The organism is Pikeienuella piscinae, assembly GCF_011044155.1.
In the GTDB taxonomy this organism is placed as follows: Bacteria; Pseudomonadota; Alphaproteobacteria; order Rhodobacterales; family Rhodobacteraceae; genus Pikeienuella; species Pikeienuella piscinae.
Map to the genome: position 1 here is coordinate 3877382 of NZ_CP049056.1, position 17884 is coordinate 3895265.

General features: G+C 68.8%; 17 protein-coding genes. 7 read left to right on the forward strand and 10 right to left on the reverse strand.

Going from position 1 to position 17884, the window contains the following annotated elements; translation table 11 throughout:
- Positions 1-56 precede the first annotated feature (56 nt).
- The gene (gene rpsA / locus G5B40_RS18465; RefSeq protein ID WP_246209626.1) at positions 57-1745 is read left to right on the forward strand and encodes a 30S ribosomal protein S1; all 1689 of its coding nucleotides are present in this window, start codon (positions 57-59) and stop codon (positions 1743-1745) included.
- A gap of 545 nt (positions 1746-2290) precedes the next feature.
- Here rpsA and G5B40_RS18470 read toward each other — a convergent pair.
- Positions 2291-3511, reverse strand: coding sequence for a CaiB/BaiF CoA transferase family protein (locus G5B40_RS18470; protein ID WP_165101812.1), 1221 nt, complete (start codon positions 3509-3511; stop codon positions 2291-2293).
- 94 nt (positions 3512-3605) lie between these two features.
- On the opposite strand from G5B40_RS18470, the gene G5B40_RS18475 reads away from it, so the two are divergent.
- Entirely contained in the window at positions 3606-4505 is a 900-nt protein-coding gene (locus G5B40_RS18475) for a hydroxymethylglutaryl-CoA lyase (protein ID WP_165101815.1), read from the forward strand.
- A complete protein-coding gene (locus tag G5B40_RS18480; protein WP_165101818.1) occupies positions 4502-5197 on the forward strand; it encodes a GntR family transcriptional regulator in 696 nt (231 codons plus the stop codon). The genes G5B40_RS18475 and G5B40_RS18480 overlap by 4 nt, the downstream gene beginning before the upstream one ends.
- 108 nt (positions 5198-5305) lie before the next feature.
- Here G5B40_RS18480 and G5B40_RS18485 read toward each other — a convergent pair whose 3' ends face one another.
- On the reverse strand, positions 5306-6094 hold the full coding sequence (locus G5B40_RS18485) for an enoyl-CoA hydratase/isomerase family protein (protein ID WP_165101821.1): 789 nt from the start codon (positions 6092-6094) through the stop codon (positions 5306-5308).
- Between the two features lie 122 nt (positions 6095-6216).
- Between G5B40_RS18485 and G5B40_RS18490 the strand changes: the two genes are divergently transcribed.
- The 3 genes from G5B40_RS18490 to G5B40_RS18500 all read left to right on the forward strand — a co-directional run bounded on the left by G5B40_RS18490 (position 6217) and on the right by G5B40_RS18500 (position 9055).
- The gene (locus G5B40_RS18490; protein ID WP_165101824.1) at positions 6217-6435 is read left to right on the forward strand and encodes a hypothetical protein; all 219 of its coding nucleotides are present in this window, start codon (positions 6217-6219) and stop codon (positions 6433-6435) included.
- Positions 6432-7616 carry a CaiB/BaiF CoA transferase family protein gene (locus G5B40_RS18495; RefSeq protein ID WP_246209627.1) on the forward strand — a complete coding sequence of 395 codons (1185 nt, stop codon included), beginning with the start codon at positions 6432-6434 and terminating at the stop codon, positions 7614-7616. The genes G5B40_RS18490 and G5B40_RS18495 overlap by 4 nt, the downstream gene beginning before the upstream one ends.
- A gap of 236 nt (positions 7617-7852) precedes the next feature.
- The gene (locus G5B40_RS18500) at positions 7853-9055 is read left to right on the forward strand and encodes a CaiB/BaiF CoA transferase family protein (RefSeq protein WP_165101827.1); all 1203 of its coding nucleotides are present in this window, start codon (positions 7853-7855) and stop codon (positions 9053-9055) included.
- 150 nt (positions 9056-9205) lie between these two features.
- On the opposite strand, the gene G5B40_RS18505 is transcribed toward G5B40_RS18500, so the two are convergent.
- The 7 genes from G5B40_RS18505 to G5B40_RS18535 all read right to left on the reverse strand — a co-directional run bounded on the left by G5B40_RS18505 (position 9206) and on the right by G5B40_RS18535 (position 16351).
- A complete protein-coding gene (locus tag G5B40_RS18505) occupies positions 9206-9952 on the reverse strand; it encodes a GntR family transcriptional regulator (protein ID WP_165101830.1) in 747 nt (248 codons plus the stop codon).
- 32 nt (positions 9953-9984) lie between these two features.
- Positions 9985-11229: an acetyl-CoA hydrolase/transferase family protein gene (locus G5B40_RS18510; protein ID WP_165101833.1), complete on the reverse strand. Its 1245-nt coding sequence runs from the start codon at positions 11227-11229 to the stop codon at positions 9985-9987.
- 250 nt (positions 11230-11479) lie between these two features.
- Positions 11480-12406 carry a hypothetical protein gene (locus G5B40_RS18515; protein WP_165101836.1) on the reverse strand — a complete coding sequence of 309 codons (927 nt, stop codon included), beginning with the start codon at positions 12404-12406 and terminating at the stop codon, positions 11480-11482.
- A gap of 15 nt (positions 12407-12421) precedes the next feature.
- Positions 12422-12685, reverse strand: a complete 264-nt coding sequence (locus G5B40_RS18520; protein WP_165101839.1) for a hypothetical protein — start codon at positions 12683-12685, stop codon at positions 12422-12424.
- A 76-nt stretch (positions 12686-12761) separates the two neighbouring features.
- Positions 12762-14663 (reverse strand): TRAP transporter permease, encoded by a 1902-nt coding sequence (locus G5B40_RS18525; protein ID WP_165101842.1) that lies wholly within the window; start codon positions 14661-14663, stop codon positions 12762-12764.
- Between the two features lie 34 nt (positions 14664-14697).
- A complete protein-coding gene (locus tag G5B40_RS18530; RefSeq protein WP_165101845.1) occupies positions 14698-15645 on the reverse strand; it encodes a TAXI family TRAP transporter solute-binding subunit in 948 nt (315 codons plus the stop codon).
- A gap of 25 nt (positions 15646-15670) precedes the next feature.
- Positions 15671-16351: a maleate cis-trans isomerase family protein gene (locus G5B40_RS18535; protein WP_211907362.1), complete on the reverse strand. Its 681-nt coding sequence runs from the start codon at positions 16349-16351 to the stop codon at positions 15671-15673.
- Position 16352: 1 nt separating this feature from the next.
- On the opposite strand from G5B40_RS18535, the gene G5B40_RS18540 reads away from it, so the two are divergent.
- Positions 16353-16670: a hypothetical protein gene (locus G5B40_RS18540; RefSeq protein WP_165093523.1), complete on the forward strand. Its 318-nt coding sequence runs from the start codon at positions 16353-16355 to the stop codon at positions 16668-16670.
- 7 nt (positions 16671-16677) lie between these two features.
- Here the strand turns inward: G5B40_RS18540 and G5B40_RS18545 are convergent, their stop codons facing one another.
- The gene (locus G5B40_RS18545) at positions 16678-17856 is read right to left on the reverse strand and encodes an FAD-dependent oxidoreductase (protein ID WP_246209628.1); all 1179 of its coding nucleotides are present in this window, start codon (positions 17854-17856) and stop codon (positions 16678-16680) included.
- Between the last annotated feature and the right edge of the window lie 28 nt (positions 17857-17884).

Genomic DNA, 17884 nt, shown 5'->3' on the forward strand with positions numbered 1-17884 from the left:
GACAGACCGCCGGAGACAACCGGCAGGCCAGTGAAACGAAACCGGAGATGCGATACATGGCGAAAGCCACCATGGAGGATTTCGAAGCCCTCCTTGAAGAAAGCTTCGAACTTGAGACCCCCGAGGAAGGCGCCGTCGTGCGCGGCACGGTTCTGGCCATCGAGGCCGGACAGGCGATCATCGACATCGGCTACAAGATGGAAGGCCGGGTCGAACTGAAAGAGTTCGCCCAGCCCGGCCATGACGCCGAGATCGCCGTCGGCGACACCGTGGAGGTCTATCTCGACCGGGTCGAGAACGCGAAGGGCGAGGCGGTGCTCAGCCGCGACAAGGCCCGGCGCGAGGAGGCGTGGGATCGCCTCGAGAAAGCCAACGACAAGGGCGAGCGCGTCGAAGGCGCGATCTTCGGGCGCGTCAAGGGCGGCTTCACCGTCGATCTCGGCGGCGCCGTGGCCTTCCTGCCCGGCTCCCAGGTCGACGTGCGCCCGGTGCGCGATGTCGGCCCGCTGATGGGCCAGCCGCAGCCTTTCCAGATTCTCAAGATGGACCGCCGCCGCGGCAATATCGTCGTCAGCCGCCGCGCCGTCCTGGAAGAGAGCCGCGCCGAGCAGCGCGCCGAGATCGTCGGCAAGCTGAAAGAGGGCGACGTCATCGACGGCGTCGTCAAGAACGTCACCGATTACGGCGCTTTCGTCGATCTCGGCGGCGTCGACGGCCTGCTGCACGTCACCGACATGGCCTGGCGGCGCGTCAACCACCCCTCGGAGATCGTCAATATCGGCGAGACCGTGAAGGTGCAGGTCGTCAAGGTGAACAACGAGACCCAGCGCATCAGCCTCGGCATGAAACAGCTGATGGCGGACCCCTGGGACGGGGTCGAGGCGAAGTACCCGATCGGCTCCAAGTGGACCGGGCGGGTCACCAACATCACCGATTACGGCGCCTTCGTGGAACTGGAGGCGGGCGTCGAGGGGCTCGTCCATGTCTCGGAGATGTCCTGGACCAAGAAGAACGTCCATCCCGGCAAGATCGTCTCCACCTCCCAGGAGGTCGAGGTCGTGGTGCTGGACGTCGATCCTTCGAAACGCCGCGTCAGCCTCGGTCTGAAGCAGACCCAGGGCAACCCGTGGGATCTCTTCGCGGAGAACTTCCCGGCCGGCACCCCGGTTGAGGGCGAGGTGAAGAACATCACCGAATTCGGCCTCTTCATTGGTCTCGAAGGCGATATCGACGGCATGGTCCATCTTTCCGATCTCGACTGGAACCGGTCGGGCGAAGAGGCGATGGCCGACTACAAGAAGGGCGACATGGTCAAGGCCGTGGTGCTCGACGTCGATGTCGAGAAGGAGCGTATCTCTCTCGGCGTGAAGCAGCTCGACGGCGATCCGTTCGCGGACGCGACCGCCGGTGTGAAGCGCGGCTCGATTGTGACCGTCACGGTGACGAAGATCGAGGATGGCGGCATCGAGGTGGAGCATGACGGCATGAAGGCCTTCATCCGCCGCTCCGATCTCAGCCGCGACCGCAGCGAGCAGCGGCCGGAGCGGTTCTCCGTCGGCGACAAGGTGGATGCGCGCATCACCAGCATCGATCGTTCGGCGCGCCGGCTCGGCCTTTCGATCAAGGCGTTGCAGATCGCCGAAGAGCGCGAGGCCGTGCAGCAGTTCGGCTCGTCCGATTCGGGCGCGTCGCTCGGCGATATCCTCGGCGCCGCGCTGAAGGAGCGGGGCGGCGAGGACTCGTGAGCCCGCCGCCGGCCGGTCGCGGCGCCCGGGTTTTCGGACCCGGCGCGGCGTGAGGCGGGCCGGTCAGATGTGAAACTATTGTCGCCGCGCGATTCCCATCGCGCGGCGACGTTTCGTTCGGGGGAGGCGGAACCAGCCGCCGCTCGCCGGCGCCGCTCCGCCGCCGGCCAGAGCAGAGGCCGCGCGCGCTTCTCATCAGGGCGCCTGGGTTGAAAGACGCTTTCATCCCTTCCGACGCCGCCGCCATGCCGGGGTGGAGCGGTCGGCCGCAGTGAATGAGCGGGAGAGCGGCCAGAACGCCCCTGATCGCTCCGGCTTGGCCAGCGCTCGATCTTCGGCCCGAATACCGCGCCGAGCGGCCGGAAGGGGCGGACGCGGATAACCACGGGAGTATGCCGCGCCATTGGGGCCGGCGGGCGGGGCGCGTCAGGTTCGGCGGCCGCACTGGCGGCGAGGGACGGATGGCGGGAACGGCGGCCGCGCAATCCAGATGCGGCGCCCTTCGATTCGAAGAGACTCGCCGTCTACGCCTTCGTCCCGGGCGGTCAGATCACGCCGTTGGCGCGCAGCGCCGCGCGCTTCGCGACGTCGAGGCCGAGGAGGTCGCCATAGACGTAATCGTTGTCCTCGCCGAGTTCGGGGCCGACATGGCGGACCGCGCCGGGTGTCTCGGAAAGCCGTGGCGCGACGTTCTGCATCTTCATCTTGCCGAATTGCGGATGGTCGACCTCGACGATCGCCTCCCGCGCCTTGAAATGCGGGTCGGCGATCATGTCCTCGGCCTTGTAGATCAGGCCGCAGGGCACGCCGTGCTCGTTCAGCTTCTCCTCCAGCGCGCCGATCGGGATGGTCCGCGTCCAGTCGTCGATCAGCCCGTCGAGTTCCGCCTGATGCTCGCCGCGCGCGGAATGGGTCGCGTAGCGCGGGTCGCTCGCCAGCTCCGGCCGGCCCATCGCCTCCGCCAGCCGTTTGAAGACGGTGTCCTGATTCGCCGCGATCAGCAGCAGCTTGCCGTCAGCGGTGTTGAACACGTTGGACGGTGAGACATTGGGCAGGATCGGGCCGGTGCGCTCGCGCACATAGCCGGCGATGTCGTATTCCGTGACCAGGCTCTCCATCATGTTCAGGACGGATTCGTAGATCGCGCTGTCGACGATCTGGCCGCGCCCGGTGCGCTCGCGCGCGTGAATCGCGAACATCGCGCCCATGCAGGCGTGAACCGCCGCCAGCTCGTCGCCGATCGAGATTCCCATCCGGCTCGGCTGCGTCGAGGGGTCGCCGACGACATAGCGCAGCCCGCCCATCGCCTCGCCGATCGCGCCGTAGCCGGCGCGCTTGGAATAGGGGCCGGTCTGGCCGAAGCCGGTGACGCGGACCATGACGAGGCGAGGATTTATCTCGGAGAGTTTCTCATAGCCGAGATTCCAGCGCTCCATCGTGCCGGGGCGGAAATTCTCGATCAGGATATCGGTTTCCTTGATCAGTTCGTGGATGATCGCCTGACCCTCTTCCTGCCGAAGGTCGAGGGTGATCGAGCGCTTGTTGCGCGCGACGACCGGCCACCAGAGCGATTTGCCATGCGGCTTTTCCCGCCCCCACTGGCGCATCGGATCGCCGACGCCCGGCGCCTCGCACTTGATCACCTCGGCGCCGAAATCGCCGAGAAGCTGACCGCAGAACGGCCCGGCCAGAAGCTGGCCCATCTCGATCACCCGTAGATCGGAAAGCGGCCCTTCGCGCGCCTCGCTCACATCCGTCGCCGTCATGAATCCTCCATCGCTTTTCATGGCAGCCTTGCCAGATCGTCCAGGGAAAATCTATAGTGTTTAGGATACGAAATTTTGTCATGGAGGCCATAAAGTGGCGGATTCCGTCGAGATAGTAGAGGTATCGCCCCGAGACGGGATACAGAATGACGAGACGATTCTCTCGCTTGAAGAGAAGCTGGAGCTGATCCGGCGGGCCGAATCGGCCGGGCTGCGCCGGCTCGAGGCGACGAGCTTCGTGAACCCGAAACGCGTGCCGCAAATGGCCGACGCGGACGAACTGGCGGCGCGCCTGCCGCGCCCGCGCGAGAGCGCCTATATCGGCCTCACACTCAACGCTCGCGGCTTCCAGCGCGCCGTCGCCGGCGGGATGGACGAGGCGAATTTCGTCGTCGTCGCGACCGAGACATTCAATCGCAAGAACCAGGGCGTCGGCACATATGAGAGCGTCGCCGCCTTTCGCGAAAGCGCCGCCGCGGGCGCGCCGATCCGCGTTGGCGTCACCGTCGCGGCGGCCTTCGGGTGCCCCTTCGAGGGAGAGACGCCGCTTGAGCGGCTGATGGAAGTGGTGGACGCCTGCGCCGAGGCGCGCCCGTTCGAGATCACCCTGGCGGACACGATCGGCGTCGCGACGCCCCGCGACGTGAAGGAGCGCGTGGGCGCGGTGCGCCGCGCGCATCCCGACATTCCGGTGCGGCTTCATCTGCACAACACCCGCAACACCGGGTTCGCCAACGCCTGGGCCGGGATCGAGGCCGGGGTGGCGACGCTCGACGCCAGCCTGGGCGGCGTCGGCGGTTGTCCTTTCGCGCCGCGCGCCACCGGCAACATCGCGACGGAGGACCTGATCTACATGCTGGACCGGGCCGGGATCGCCACCGGCGTTTCGATGGAGCGCTGCGTCGAGGCGGCGGAGTGGTTGCAGGCGCGGCTCGGGCGCGAGCTGCCGGGACAGGTGATGAAGGCGGGCGGCTTTCCCGCCGCCGCCGCATGACGGGCGAGCCGGGGCGGCTGGCCGCGACGGAGCAGGCTTACGCCAGCATCCGCGGCGACATCATCTCGGGCGCGCTGGCGCCGGGCGAGCGGCTGACCGAACAGCGCCTCGCGGAGGAGCTTGGCCTCAGCCGCACGCCGGTCCGTCAGGCGATCACCCGGCTGACACATGAAGGCTTCGTCGAGCGCGGCCGGGGCTACGACACCCGCGTCGCGCCCTTTCCTGTCGACGAAGCCGAACAGATATTCGAGATCCGCAAGCAGCTCGAATGCTACGCCGCCCGCCGCGCGGCGCAGAACGCGACGGAGGAGGAGGTGGCGGCGCTTCGTGAGGTCTGCGCCCGGACGCGGCGTTTCACGCCGCCGCGCACCGAAGCCGATTTCGAGGAGATTTCGCGCGCGAACGAACGTTTTCACCGCCTGATCGCGGAGGCCGCGCGCTCACCGCGCCTCATCGCGCTGCTGGCGGTCGCGGTCGATGTCGGCATGGTCGCGCGCACATACCGCATGTATTCGGAGGCCGACCTCATTCGCAGCGCCCGCCATCATGACGAGTTGACCGACGCCATCGCCGCCCATTCGCCCGCCTGGGCCGAGGCGGTGATGGCGGCCCATGTGCTCGCGGCGGCGACCGCGACGCGGGAGATGCCGATGGCGCGCGACGACGCGGCGAAGGAGAGCGGGCGGGCCTGACCGCCGCCGCCTTGCGTGGGGGCGACCCCCCGCCCCGCCGCCATCGCGACCGAGGTTCATGATCCGGTCTTCCCTGATTTCCGCACCATGGGCCTCAGTGGAAGGCTTTCATTTTCCGCGAAAGACGGGCGGGCGCTTTTCGACAAAGGCGGCGACGCCCTCCTTGTAGTCGTCGCTCACCACCGCCTGCGCGCCGAGGGCGGCGATCTCCGCGTGTTCCGCCGGCGTCGGTTCCGGCTGCACCGCGCGGATCACCCGCTTGGCGCCGGCGATCGTAAGCGGCGCGGAGGCGCGCAATTCCTCGGCGCGCGCCTTCGCTTCCGCGACCGGATCCCCCGCGCAAATCTCCGAGAGCAGCCCCATTTCCAACGCCTCCGGCGCCGGGTGCCGGCGACCGGAAAAGAGCACGCTCTTCGCACGCTCGACGCCGACAGCTGCGACCAGCGCGCGCGTCTCCGCCACGCCATAGACGAGGCCGAGCTTCGCGGCGGGGATGCCGAGATAGGCGCTCGCGTCGCCGATCCGGAAATCGCAGCAGAGCGCGAGCCCGCAGCCCCCGCCCATGGCCGCGCCGGAGATCGCGGCGAAAACCGCCTTCGGGCACTCGAGTATCGCCGTATTCGCCCGCTCGACCGTTTCCGAGTAGCGGCCGCCCGCCTCCGCGCCGGTGCGGGCGGCCGCGAATTCCTTGATGTCGGCCCCGGCGCAAAACGCCCCGCCCGCCCCGGTGAGGATCACCGCGCGGATCTCCGGCTCCGCCGAGAGCGTGAGGAACGCGTCGCCGAGCGCGCGCCACATCGCCAGCGTCATCGCGTTGCGCTGTGCGGGCCGGTCGATGGTCACGACTGCGATAGCCGGGTCGGATCGATCGACGACGATAGCGGCGGCGTCGGACATGCGGGTCTCCTTCGGACGGCTGATTTGTCCGTATCAATTGCAACATCATCCGGCGCGCGATAGCAAGGTTGCGCATGTTGCGCGCCGGCCGTCAGAGGCGCGGGACAGGAGGGAGAAGCGCCATGTGGTCCAATCCCCGCATTCCCTTCCCGCTGGCGAGCGCGGACGTCCCCTCGCGCCGCCCGATCGTCGCCGAGATCGCGACCGACATCGAACACCAGTCTTTCGAGCGGCAAGCGCCGCCCGGTCGCCCGGCGGCGACGCTCACGTTGCTTGTCCGTATCGCCGGCGTCGCCGCGCTGGCCGTTTCTTCCGAAGGTTCACCACAGGAGGGCGTATGATGACCTCGACCGCGCTTTCGCATCTTCGCGTTCTCGACCTCACGCGGGTGCGGGCCGGGCCGACCTGCTGCCGCGTCCTCGCGGATTTCGGCGCCGACGTGATCAAGGTGGAGGCGCCGGCGGGGGTCGACCCGAACGCGGGGCTGGGCGGGCCGCGCGACAGCTCCGACATGCAGAACCTCCATCGCTCGAAACGGTCGCTGACGCTCAATCTGAAGACCGCGGACGGGCTGGCGATCTTCCGGAAGCTGGCGGAGACCGCCGACGTGGTGGTGGAGAATTTCCGGCCCGACGTTAAGGACCGGCTGGGCGTCGGCTACGACGATCTCCGCGCGATCAATCCCCGGATCGTGCTCGCGTCGATCTCCGGGTTCGGCCAGACCGGCCCCTATGCTTCCCGCGCCGGCTACGATCAGATCGCGCAGGGCATGGGCGGGCTGATGGCCGTCACCGGCCTCCCCGGCCAGGGGCCGGTGCGCGCCGGGGCGGCGGTCGCGGATTCCGCCTCAGGCCTCTACGGTTGCCTCGGGATCCTCATCGCGCTGGCGGAGCGCGAGCGCTCCGGCGAAGGGCAATGGGTGCAGACCTCGCTTCTGGAGGCGCAGATCGCGATGATGGATTTTCAGGCGGCGCGCTATCTGGTCGATGGCGTGACTCCGGGCCAGGCGGGGAACGATCATCCGGTCTCGACCCCGATGGGGGTGGTGGAGACCCTCGATGGCCATCTCAACCTGGCGGTTGGCGGCGACGGGCAGTGGCGGGCGCTCTGCGCGGCGTTGGAGATGCCGGAACTCGGGGACGACGCGCGCTTCGCGACGGACAAGAAACGGCTGGAGAACCGGGAGGCCTGCTGGGCCGCGCTTCGGCCGGTCTTTCGCGCCCGCACCACCGCCGAATGGATCGAGACGCTCGCCGCCGCTTCGGTGCCGGCCGGGCCGATCTACCGGATGGACGAGGTTTTCGCCGATCCGCAGGTTCGCCATCTCGGCATCGCCGCAAGCGTGCCCCATCCGACCCGTGGCGAGGTTCGGCTTGTCGGGCAGCCGGTGCGGCTTTCGCGGACACCGGCGGCGATCAGCGGGCCGGCGCCCGAGGCCGGAGCGGAGACCGAGGAGATTCTCGGGGGCCTGGGTTACGGGGCCGATGATATCGCCCGTCTTCGGGCGGCTGGCGCGGTGTGAGCCAGCGAGGAAGCGGCGCTTGACAGGCGGAGGCGGCCGGGTAGTCCTGTCCGGACAAATACCGCGCGCCAGCGACGCCTGCTGAAGCGCCGATCGAAAAGACGATCAGGAAACCGTCCGATGCGCTGCGCCCGCCGATCTGCTCTTCCTGCGCCCGCGACGCGGCCCGAGCGGGCGCTCCGTGTTGGGCGGCGGAAGTCGAGCGCCGGTTTGCGGGGTCGCAGGGCGGGCGCGCCATGACCGGCCTGCCCCTCGACGGCGTTCGAGTCCTTTCCGTCGAGCAATACGGCGCGGGGCCGTTCGCGTCGCTCTATCTTGCGGACATGGGCGCGGAGGTGATCAAGATCGAACCCCCGACCGCGCCGGGCCGGCCCGGCGGCGACAGTTCGCGCCGGTCCGGGCCGCATTTCCTTGGCGAGGGCGACAGCCACTTCTTCCAGACCTTCAACCGCAACAAGCGCTCGCTCACGCTCGACCTGAAGCGGGCGGAGGGGCGGGAGATCCTGCATGCGCTTCTCCCCGGCGCCGACGCGGTGATGAACAATCTCCGGGGCGATCAGCCGGCGAAGCTTGGCGTCGACTACGACGCGCTCGGTGGGCTGAAACCAGCGATCGTCTGCGCGCATCTTTCGGCCTATGGCCGGACCGGCGCGCGGGCCGGCTGGCCGGGTTACGATTTCCTGATGCAAGCCGAAGCCGGGTATCTCTCGTTGACCGGCGAGCCGGGCGCGCCGCCGGCGCGGATGGGGCTTTCGATCATCGACTACATGACCGGCGTGACCACCGCCTTCGCGCTGGTCGCCGCGCTTCTCGCCGCCGCGCGGACGGGGCGCGGGCGCGATGTCGACGTCTCGCTCTTCGACGTCGCGATGCATCAGCTTTCCTATCCCGCGACCTGGTATCTCAACGAAGGCGACGCGATCGGCCGGCGGCCGCGCTCCGGCCACCCTTCGGTCGTCCCCTGCGAGACGATGCCGACGAAGGACGGCTGGATCTTCGTCATGTGCGTGCTGCCGAAATTCTGGGAGGGGCTGGCGGCGGCGCTCGGCCGCCCCGATCTGCCGCGGGATCCGCGCTTCGCCGACCCGGCGGGCCGGCTCGCCAACCGGGATGCGCTGATGGCGATTCTCGACCCGTTGACCAAGACGCGGACGACGGCGGAATGGATGGAGGTCTTCGCCGGAACGGTGCCTGCGGCGCCGGTGCTCGATTTCGGCGCGGCGCTCGACAATCCGTTCTTTCGCGAGCGGGGCGGCGTTCGGACGGTTCCGCATCCTGTGCGGCCCGGCTTCGGGATGGTGGCGAACCCGATCCGCGCCGGCGCGGCGCCGGACGACCGGCCGGCGCCCGCGCTCGGGGCGGACACCGACGCGCTCCTGCGCGAGATCGGCGTCGCGCCGGCGCGCATCCGCGCGCTCCGCGCCGCCGGCGTGATCTGAGGGGGCGGGCGACGCGAAACTCGACACTGCGCGCCGTCCCGATCCCGCGCCGCCGGGTCTCGGCCGACGCGCCGTCGAAGCCCTGCGCGAAGCGGGATGTTGGGAGCAGGAGACCGAGGCGGCGTTGAAAGCGGCGCGAAAAGGTTGGAGTCAGCTCTCCTCCGCGTCGTCCCGCTTGAAGCGCATGAAATAGGTGAATCTCTCCGCCGGATGCCAGTCGATCGAAACGATCAGCGGCCGGTCGGCGTCATCGAGATAGCGCCCGGTCACGCGGATCGCCATCGCGCCCGGCGCCGCGCCGAGGGCGGCGCCGGCGTCGGCCGGGAAAGGCTCTGCCGCGATCTTTCGCGTCACCTCGACGATATTCGCGCCGTAGCGCGCCTCCAGCATCCGGTGGACCGGCGCGGAGAGCCCGGGCAGGTCGGGCGCCGCCGCGAGATAATCCTCGTGGAGATAGATTCGGGAGAAATTGATCGGGTCGCCGTCGCGCGCGCGGCGCACACCTTCTGAGATCAGCCAGGAACGGCCGGGCGGACGGCCCAGAAACGCGGCGAGTTCTGCGTCCGCCTCGACGATCCTGATGTTCTCGAGCGTGAGCCGCGTATCCGCGCCGTATCCGAAAAGCTCGCTCAGGGAGCGCACGCCGAGATGGTAGCCGCCACGCGGGTCGGCCGAGATCACCTCGGATCCGGAACCCTGCCGGCGGCGCAGATAGCGACGCGAAGAGAGAAGTCGCAGCGCCTCTCGGATGGTGAAGCGCGAAACCCCGAATTCGGAGCAGAGTTCCTGCTCGCTCGGAAGCGACGAGCCGACGGGGTAGACGCCCCGCTCGACCCGTTCGATCAGCGTCTCCGCCAGATGCCGGTATCTCGGCTTGCCCGCGCTCTGATCCTTCATCAGCGGCCCTTCCCTGACGTCGTTCCCGCGCCTTACATCGCCCGGCGCGCCGCGTCCCAGGCGTTCGCCAGTTCGTCGCGATGCTCGGGCGCCGCGATCCCGATAAGCGCGGCGGCCCGCGCGTCGATGTCGAGCCCGCCGATATCGGCGACCCCGTGCTCCGTCACCACGATCCCGGTATCCGCGCGCAGGATGGAGGCCGGCGCGGCGGCGTCGAGCATGGGGACGATGCGGCTGGTCCCCGCCCGGCCCGCGGTCGCCGGCAGCGCGAGGATCGCCCGCCCGCCCTTCGACGCGCGTCCGCCGCGCTGGAAATCCGCCGCTCCGCCGATGCCGGAGACCTGCCGCCCCGCCAGCGTCTCGCAACTCGCCTGGCCGAAAAGATCGACCGAGAGCGCCGAGCCGATGGCGATGAAGCGCGGAATCGCCGCCAGTCGGGCGGCGTCATGCGTGACCGATACCGGCGCGAAGCGGATCACCGGATCGCGCCGCAGCCGCTCGTAAAGCGCGGGCGAGCCTATCGCGAAGCCTGCGGTGACGCCTTTCGTCAGAACCCCGGCGTCGATCAGCGCCGCCGCGCCGTCGGTTATCATCCCCGCGTGATAGCCGAGGTCGCGGTGATCCTTCAGCGCCGCGAGAACAGCGTCGGCGGCTTTGCCGATGCCGATGCTGACGATGTCGCCAGGCCGGATCATCGCCGCGATCCGCGCCGCGATCGTCTCCAGCGCCGCGCCGGCCGCGCCGCCCTCGAGGCGGGGGAGGGGGGTCTCCGCCTCGATCAGGGCGGCGAAGCGCCCGACAGGCGCGCGCGGGGCCGAGGGCGGCGCCGGCATCGCCGGGTTGACCTGCCCGATCAGCACTGCGCCGGAGGCCTCGAGCGCATCGAAGAAATCGCAGGCGACGCCCGGCGTCACCATGCCCGCTTCGGGGGGCGAGATCTGCATCACCGCGCCTTTCAGCCCGGCGGCGTCCCGCGCCCAGCCGGGGATATGGCAGTAATGGCTCGGATGAAGGCGCACGCGCCCGGCGGCGAAACCGTCCCGGAGCGCCGGTGTGACGAAGAAGGCGCGCGCGGTCGCCTCCGGCGCCAGCGCCGAGGGGTCGCGCCGGTTCACGCCGGGAATCCAGACGCCGCAAAACTCCAGCCCGCGCCCGATTCCCGGATCCGCCGCGAGCGCGTCGAGCGCCGCCGTCGGCTCGCCGGTCGCGCCCGCGATCCAGACGCGGTCGCCCGGGCCGAACATCCGGAACGCTTCGGCGAAACCCTTGCTCACCATTCTCAACTCCCCTTCGCCGCGTTTTCCCGCGGGGGCGCCGGTGCGCCCCGTGAAACCGATGCTAGAATATGTCCGGACAAATCGCATCCCAAATCAGACATACGGGTGCGTGAAAGCGTCGCCCGTCTTCTGAACCGACGCTTCCGCAGCGCGCCGAGGGCGCGTCAACCCGGCGGGAATGTGCGCCGTTCAGGCGTCCAGCGCCGCGCGCGTCCGGTCAGCGGGCGGTTGGGCGCGACTCGCCCGACGCTCATGAGACCGTTCCGAACCGCCGAAGGCGGGCGAAGAGCGGTCGCATCAGGAGTGGCGCGAAATAGATCGGCAATTGCGCGGTGATGACGACGAGCGCGATGCGCGGCTCCACCGCGCCGAGGACCGCCGCCACCATCACCGCCATGTTCTTGACGCAGGCGCAGAGCCCGGCGGCGAAGGCCTCGTCCCGCCCCGTCCGCCAGAAGGCCGCAACGCCGAGCAGGAGCGACCCGGCGCTGACCGCGGCGGTGAGCGCGAAGATGCCGAACCATGACGCCGGATCGGCCCGCAGCGCGATACCGATATCATGCATGACACCGATGCTGATGAGGACGACGAGGGCGACAGTGGCCGCGTCGAGCGGAACCGCCCAGGTCCTGACCCGCGCGTCGCCGGCGACGCGCCTGAGAAGAAGCGCGAAGGCGAAGGCGCCGAGAATGATCGCCGAAAGCCGGATGACGAGCGCGCTGACATCGACCCCTTCGCCCAGTCCCGGCGCGGCGCTGGTCACCAGCCAGACCGTCGCCGGCGCCATCAGCGTCGCCGGTAGCGACACCCCGGTGGCGAGCGCCGGATCGATCCGGACGAGAATCGCGAAAGCGGCGGCCGAACTCAGCGGCGGCGCGGCGGCGGCGTAGGTGAGCCCCGTGGCGAGCCAGCCCGGCGCGCCGAACGCCCAGGCCAGCAGGGCGACCGCCAGCGGCAGGACGATCAGAGCGAAGAGCCCGGTCACACAGACGAAAAGCGGCCGCCGCAGCACGGCGACCAGCCGCGTCGGCTCGATCCGCAGCATCGAGATCACCACCATCGCGACCGAAATCGCGACGACCGCCGGGCGTACGAACTCCGCCAGCGCCGGCGCCGCGAGACCGAGCGCGACCCCGCCCGCCATCAGGAACGGGGCCTGGGCCGTCATCAGATTCATGACAGCGCGCATCGATCAGGACCCCGCCGGAACGCGGGCGGCGAAACCCGCGCCGATCGTCCGGCGTGTCGCGATGCGGGCGCCTTCCGCCGCCGCGACATGGGCGAGGAAAGCATCCGGCGCGCCGGTCCGTCCCGGGCGGCCGGCGATCCCCGGCCACAGTCCGGCCGACATCGCCTTCGGCGCCGCACGGACGGTTTCCGTCCTCTTCCTGTCGCCCTCGGCGCCGCTCATCCCTGAGCGTTCCTCGCCATCGGGCCAGGACAGGTCGTCAGTCATCCGCGCGCTTCCCGCATCCGCTGATTTGTCCGGACAAATTGAAGAGGCGGCCCGCGCCTGTCAAGCGGCGTCGCCTTCAGCCGCCGCCGCTTCGGGAGAACGCCCGTTCGCCCTTCGGCTGGCGCAGCCTGAAGAGCCAGAGAAGCGCGAAGAGGAGGCATCCGGCGGCGTTGAGCCAGATCGCGCCGGAGATCACGCCATGCGGCAGCAAAACCACGAGGCCCGAGAGCGCCGCGACCGCGCGCTCCCGGCCAGAAAGCGAACGGCCGAGGAACCCGACGATCCCCGCGGTCACGAGATAGACGCCGGCTAGCGCCGTCGCGAGGGTGAGGCCGATGTCGAGCGGCGGCCCGTCGAGCAGCAGCGCCGGCGAGGCGGCGAAGAGAAACGGGATGAGATAGGCCGGCCAGGCGATCCTGACCGCCTCCCAGCCCGTGGCCATCGGGCTCGCCCCGGCCATGTTCGCCGCCACAAAGGCGGCGATGGCGACCGGCGGCGTCAGCATCGAGAGCATGCCGAAATAGAGAACGAAAAGATGCGCCGCCATCGGTTGCAGCCCTAGCTCGACCAGCGGCGGCGCGGCGAGCGACGCCAGGAGAAGATAGACCCCGACCGTCGGCAGCCCCATGCCCATCACGATGCAGACCGCCGCGGTGACGCAGAGAAGAAGAAGGAGGCTGGATTTCCCGAGTTGGACGAGAAAGAAACCGAGCCCGAAGGAAAGCCCCGACCGGGCGATCAGCCCGATGATCATTCCGGCGATGGCGCAGATCAGGATGATCTCAACCGCCGATTTTCCCGCCGCGACCAGCACTTCGCCGACCGTCCGGAGGGTGATGCGCCGCCCGTCATAGGTGTGAAGGAGGGCGAGCGCGAAAAGAACGAGGATCGCGATCAGCGCCGCCGTTTCAGGCCGAAGATTGAAACGGAAGAGCCCGATCAGAAGCGCCGCGAAGGGCGCGAAAACCACCCAGCCGCGTCGAAGCACGCCGGCGAGCGCCGGAATCCGGCTTTCCTCGACGCGCGCGATGCCGCGGCGTCCGGCCTCCAGATCCGCGAAGATGAAGAGGCTGAGATAATAGAGCAGCGACGGCGCCGCGGCCGCCAGCATCACTTCGGTGTAGCTGGCCTGAAGGTTCTCGGCGAGGAGGAACGCCGCCGCGCCCATGATCGGCGGCATCAGCTGCCCGCCGGTCGACGCCGCGGCCTCGATCGCCCCGGCGGTCCTGGCGCTGTAGCCGCCCTTCTTCATCATCGGGATGGTGATCGCGCCGGTGGAGGCGACATTCGCGACCGCGCTGCCGGACACCGAGCCGAAAAACGCCGAGCCGAGGATCGCGATCTTGCCCGCGCCGCCGCGTTTGCGCCCGGCCAGAGCCAGCGAGAGATCGGAAAAGCAGAGCGACCCCCCCGTCGCGGTCAGAAGCTGGGAAAGGATCAGGAACGGAACGACCACCGCGACCGCGATGGAGAGCGCCGCGCCGGCGAGCGAGGCGCTGTCGAGGATGAGAAAGGTCAGCAACCGGTCGGGCGCGATCGCCCGGCTCTGGAGCGGGCCGGAAAACTTGTCGGCGAAGAGCGCGTAGAGGCAGACGCAGCCGAGAATGATGATCAGGCTCCACCCCATCGTCCTGCGCACCGCGTCGATAAGCAGGACGAAGCCGATGATGGAGACGATCAGCGCCTCGACCGGATGATAGAAGACGTTCTCGGAAAGAATAGTGAAGCGCGCCGCCAGCCAGCCGCCGAAGATCAGCGACGCCGCCGCGCACGCCGCCGAGATGAGCGGCGCGCGCCCCGGCCGCGTCAGGAAGGCGATGGCCATCGCCAGCGCCAGCGCGACAATCAGCACCTGTTCGGAATAGAGCCGCCAGCCGATCCAGAGCGGGGCGCCCGACGACCAGAAAATGGCGACGACCGCGGTGAGCCCGGCGAGCAGGGCGGCGATGGCCGCCCCGCCGCCCGTGCGCGCCGTCATCGCCGGCGCGCCTTCGCGGCGCCCATTCGGACGATCATTCGGCCCAGACGCCCATCTCCTTGTAGAACCTGATCGCGCCCGGGTGATATTCGACGCCGAGATCCTTGCCCATCCGCTCCCTTGCGAAGCCGCTCCAGACCGGCCCCTGCGCGACAAGATCGGCTTGCTTCTCCCAGAGCGCCTTGGTCGCCGCGTAGACCATATCGTCCGAGACATCCTTGCCGGCGAAAAGCGTATAGTCGAAGACGTTCACGTTGGTCGGCTCGTCGATGCCCGGTATTTTCGCGTCCGGGCCGACTTCGGCGAGGTAGCTCTGGGGCATGTATTCGTTCATGCGCGCGACTGCTTCCGGGCTATCTTCGAACGAGAGGTATCGGATGCCGAAGCTGGCGTCGTATTCGCGGCTGTTGCCGGCCCCGACGACGACGATGGCGACATCGACGGACCCCTCGGCGAAGGCCGCCCACATCCGCGGGAAGTTCGGCACCGCGACGCCCTCGACCCCGTCGAGCCCGAGCCCGGCGTTGGCGAAATAGCCGCGCGTCACGTAATCGCCGAGCGCGCGCTCCGCGAATACCGGCACGCGCTTGCCTTCGAGATCGGCGATCGTCTCGATGCCGCTGTCGCGGCGCACGACATAGGCGTTCCGGAACGGCATCAGCGTCGCGACCATCCGCAGATTGGGGTTCGGCCGGCCCTCCGACATGCCGGTTCCCGAGACGGCGTAGCCGAGCTGAACGATGTTCGAGATGCCGAACTCCATCTCGCCGGCGTTCACCAGCGGAATGTAGTCGGCGGTGTTGGCCAGCTCCTGCGGCCGCATCTGGAGATCCGAAGCCTCCGAGATCGCGGCGGCGAGCGAGCGGCCGACCTGGCTGGTGCCGCCCTTCTGGGTCGAGCCGAGGGCGGCGACCTCAGCCGCGACCGGCCCGGCCGACAGCACGGCGGCGAGCGCGGCGGCGATCAATCCTGTGTAACGCATTTCAGAAGTCTCCCTGTCTTGTTTCTTAGTGTCTCTCGAAGAGCGGTCCGTGACCTTTGAACTGGTCCCTGACGCCCATCGCCCGCAGCGCATGCCAGTAGGTCGCGGCGTTGATGGCGATGAAGGGCTTGCCGTATTCGGCCTCCAGCTCGAGGCAGAGCGACACCATCGAGAGATTGGTGCCGACCTGGACGAAAGCGTCGATATCGTCGCCATCCATTTCCGCGACATGGGCGCGAAGCTCCTCCGGCTGAACCTCGGCGATGGCGACCGGGCTGGCGCATTTCAGGCCGCGAAAGCGCGCGACCTCGAAGCCGCAATCCTGGAAGAACCGGGTCACGTTCCGGTCGGATATCGGGAAATACGGCGAGATCACCGCGATCCGCTTGGCCCCTGTCAGGTTCAACGCCGCCTCGCAGGCGAAGGAGCCGGCGGAAACGCCGAGCCCGCAACGCTCGGAAAGCTCCTGCATCCGTTTTTCGGAGGCCGCGCGCCCGTCCCAGAACATCAGCGCCGACATGCCCATGATCAGATAATCCGGCTGGCAGGTGAGGCAGCGGTCGACGGCGTCGTTCAGCGTGCTGCCGATCGCCTCCACCAGAGCGACGAAATCCTCGTCATTGCCGACCTTCATGTTCGGCACGTAGATGCGGCCGAAGTGATTGGTGACGCCCTCGACGCGCAGATCGTCCATATCCGGCTGCACGATGGTGTTCGTCGACGGCGCCACTACGGCGAATTTGCAGCGCCATCCGCGCGCGTCTCTGGACATGGGCTACTCCCTTCGTCGAACATCGGTCGTCACAACACAATGCTTTCAGGCGGCCGTCAAGAATTTGTCTGGACAACTCGCCATGCGGTTGACCGGGCGCGGCGGTGGAACCTATGCATCGTCGTCCTGTATGGACAAATTCACCACGAAGGGAAACATCCTGGCCGGCCCGCGGCACCGAAGCATGATCGCAGCGGGCGAGCTTGTCATTGCGCCGGGGGGCTTCGACATGATCTCGACGCCGCCCGGCTGAACCGGGTTCAGGCCACGGCCTCCAGATCGCGGAGCGACTGGATCATCGAGGAGCGCATGACGTAGGCGAAATGACGCTTCGGGTCGTCCACGGTCGCGCGAAGATCGTCATGGAAGGCGCGGCGCTTCGCCGGATCGGCCTCATTCAGCATGGCGCGGTTTCTGAGCGCCTGCGCCTGCACCGTCTCGATCGCCACCTTGCGGCGCTGGCGCTCATAGCGCCCGAGCGTCTCGATCGGCGCGCCGCGCCAGACTTCGGCCAGCCGCGCGGAAAGATTCACCGCGTCATGGATGCCGCCGTTCATCCCCATGCCGCCCAGCGGGTTGTTGAGATGGGCGGCGTCCCCGGCGAGAAAGATCCGGCCGTGGATGTATTTCTCCGCCACCCGCTCATGCACGCGATAGGCGGTCTTGTGCGCGATTTCGTAGGGCGCCCCCGGCAGGACCGCCTGCATCCGCCGCTCGATGAAATCCGGATCTAGGATCGCCGCGTCGCTCAGGCCGGGATCGGTGGGGAAGAGCACCCGCCAGAGCGTCGGCGTGCGCAGCAGCACCAGCCATTCCTCCGGGTCGGAGATGTAGCTGATGTCCGCAAGGCCGTCGATCGCCAGATCGTAGCGGAAGGGCGTCGAGAGCGAGAGGAATATCTCCGGGATCGTCATGCCCTCGAAGGCGACGCCGGTCGCCCGGCGCACGGCGGAGCGCGCGCCGTCGGCGCCGATCAGGTAACGCGCGCGGAATGTCTCCGCGGCGCCGTCGGTCCGCCGCGCGGTCACTTCGACGCGGTCGGCGTTCTGCGTCGCGTTCTCGACCACGATATCGGTGATCAGCGCCGCGTTCGGGTCCGCCTCCAGCCGGGCGCGCGCGGCTTCGGTCAGCTTCCACTGCTCGCACTGGAGCCGGTAGGGATGGTCGGTCTCCGACGCCAGAAGGCCGAGATCGAATGTCGCGATCTCGCCCTCCTTCCGGTCGCGGAATTGCCAGTAGGGGCATTTGCGGCCGCGTTCGATCAGCCCGTCGGCCAGGCCGAGACGGCTGAGAAAGTCCAGCGTGGGCGGATGAAACGTCGAGGCGCGCAGATCGACCGCAAGGTCGGACGACGCCTCCAGCACCGTCACCGGCACGCCCTCTTCGAGAAGCGACACCGCCGCCACCAGACCGACCGGGCCGGCGCCCGCGATCAGCACACCCTTTTCCATATCGCTCGCCCGCTGC

Coding starts and splice junctions, on each gene's coding strand:
- G5B40_RS18500 (WP_165101827.1), top strand. CDS start 7,853: ATGACCGGCCTGCCCCTCGACGGCGTTCGAGTCCTTTCCGTCGAGCAA.
- G5B40_RS18525 (WP_165101842.1), bottom strand. CDS start 14,663: ATGACGGCGCGCACGGGCGGCGGGGCGGCCATCGCCGCCCTGCTCGCC.
- G5B40_RS18510 (WP_165101833.1), bottom strand. CDS start 11,229: ATGGTGAGCAAGGGTTTCGCCGAAGCGTTCCGGATGTTCGGCCCGGGC.
- G5B40_RS18470 (WP_165101812.1), bottom strand. CDS start 3,511: ATGACGGCGACGGATGTGAGCGAGGCGCGCGAAGGGCCGCTTTCCGAT.
- G5B40_RS18515 (WP_165101836.1), bottom strand. CDS start 12,406: ATGAATCTGATGACGGCCCAGGCCCCGTTCCTGATGGCGGGCGGGGTC.
- G5B40_RS18530 (WP_165101845.1), bottom strand. CDS start 15,645: ATGCGTTACACAGGATTGATCGCCGCCGCGCTCGCCGCCGTGCTGTCG.
- G5B40_RS18540 (WP_165093523.1), top strand. CDS start 16,353: ATGGTGTTCGTCGACGGCGCCACTACGGCGAATTTGCAGCGCCATCCG.
- G5B40_RS18480 (WP_165101818.1), top strand. CDS start 4,502: ATGACGGGCGAGCCGGGGCGGCTGGCCGCGACGGAGCAGGCTTACGCC.
- G5B40_RS18485 (WP_165101821.1), bottom strand. CDS start 6,094: ATGTCCGACGCCGCCGCTATCGTCGTCGATCGATCCGACCCGGCTATC.
- G5B40_RS18490 (WP_165101824.1), top strand. CDS start 6,217: ATGTGGTCCAATCCCCGCATTCCCTTCCCGCTGGCGAGCGCGGACGTC.
- G5B40_RS18505 (WP_165101830.1), bottom strand. CDS start 9,952: ATGAAGGATCAGAGCGCGGGCAAGCCGAGATACCGGCATCTGGCGGAG.
- rpsA (WP_246209626.1), top strand. CDS start 57: ATGGCGAAAGCCACCATGGAGGATTTCGAAGCCCTCCTTGAAGAAAGC.
- G5B40_RS18495 (WP_246209627.1), top strand. CDS start 6,432: ATGATGACCTCGACCGCGCTTTCGCATCTTCGCGTTCTCGACCTCACG.
- G5B40_RS18520 (WP_165101839.1), bottom strand. CDS start 12,685: ATGACTGACGACCTGTCCTGGCCCGATGGCGAGGAACGCTCAGGGATG.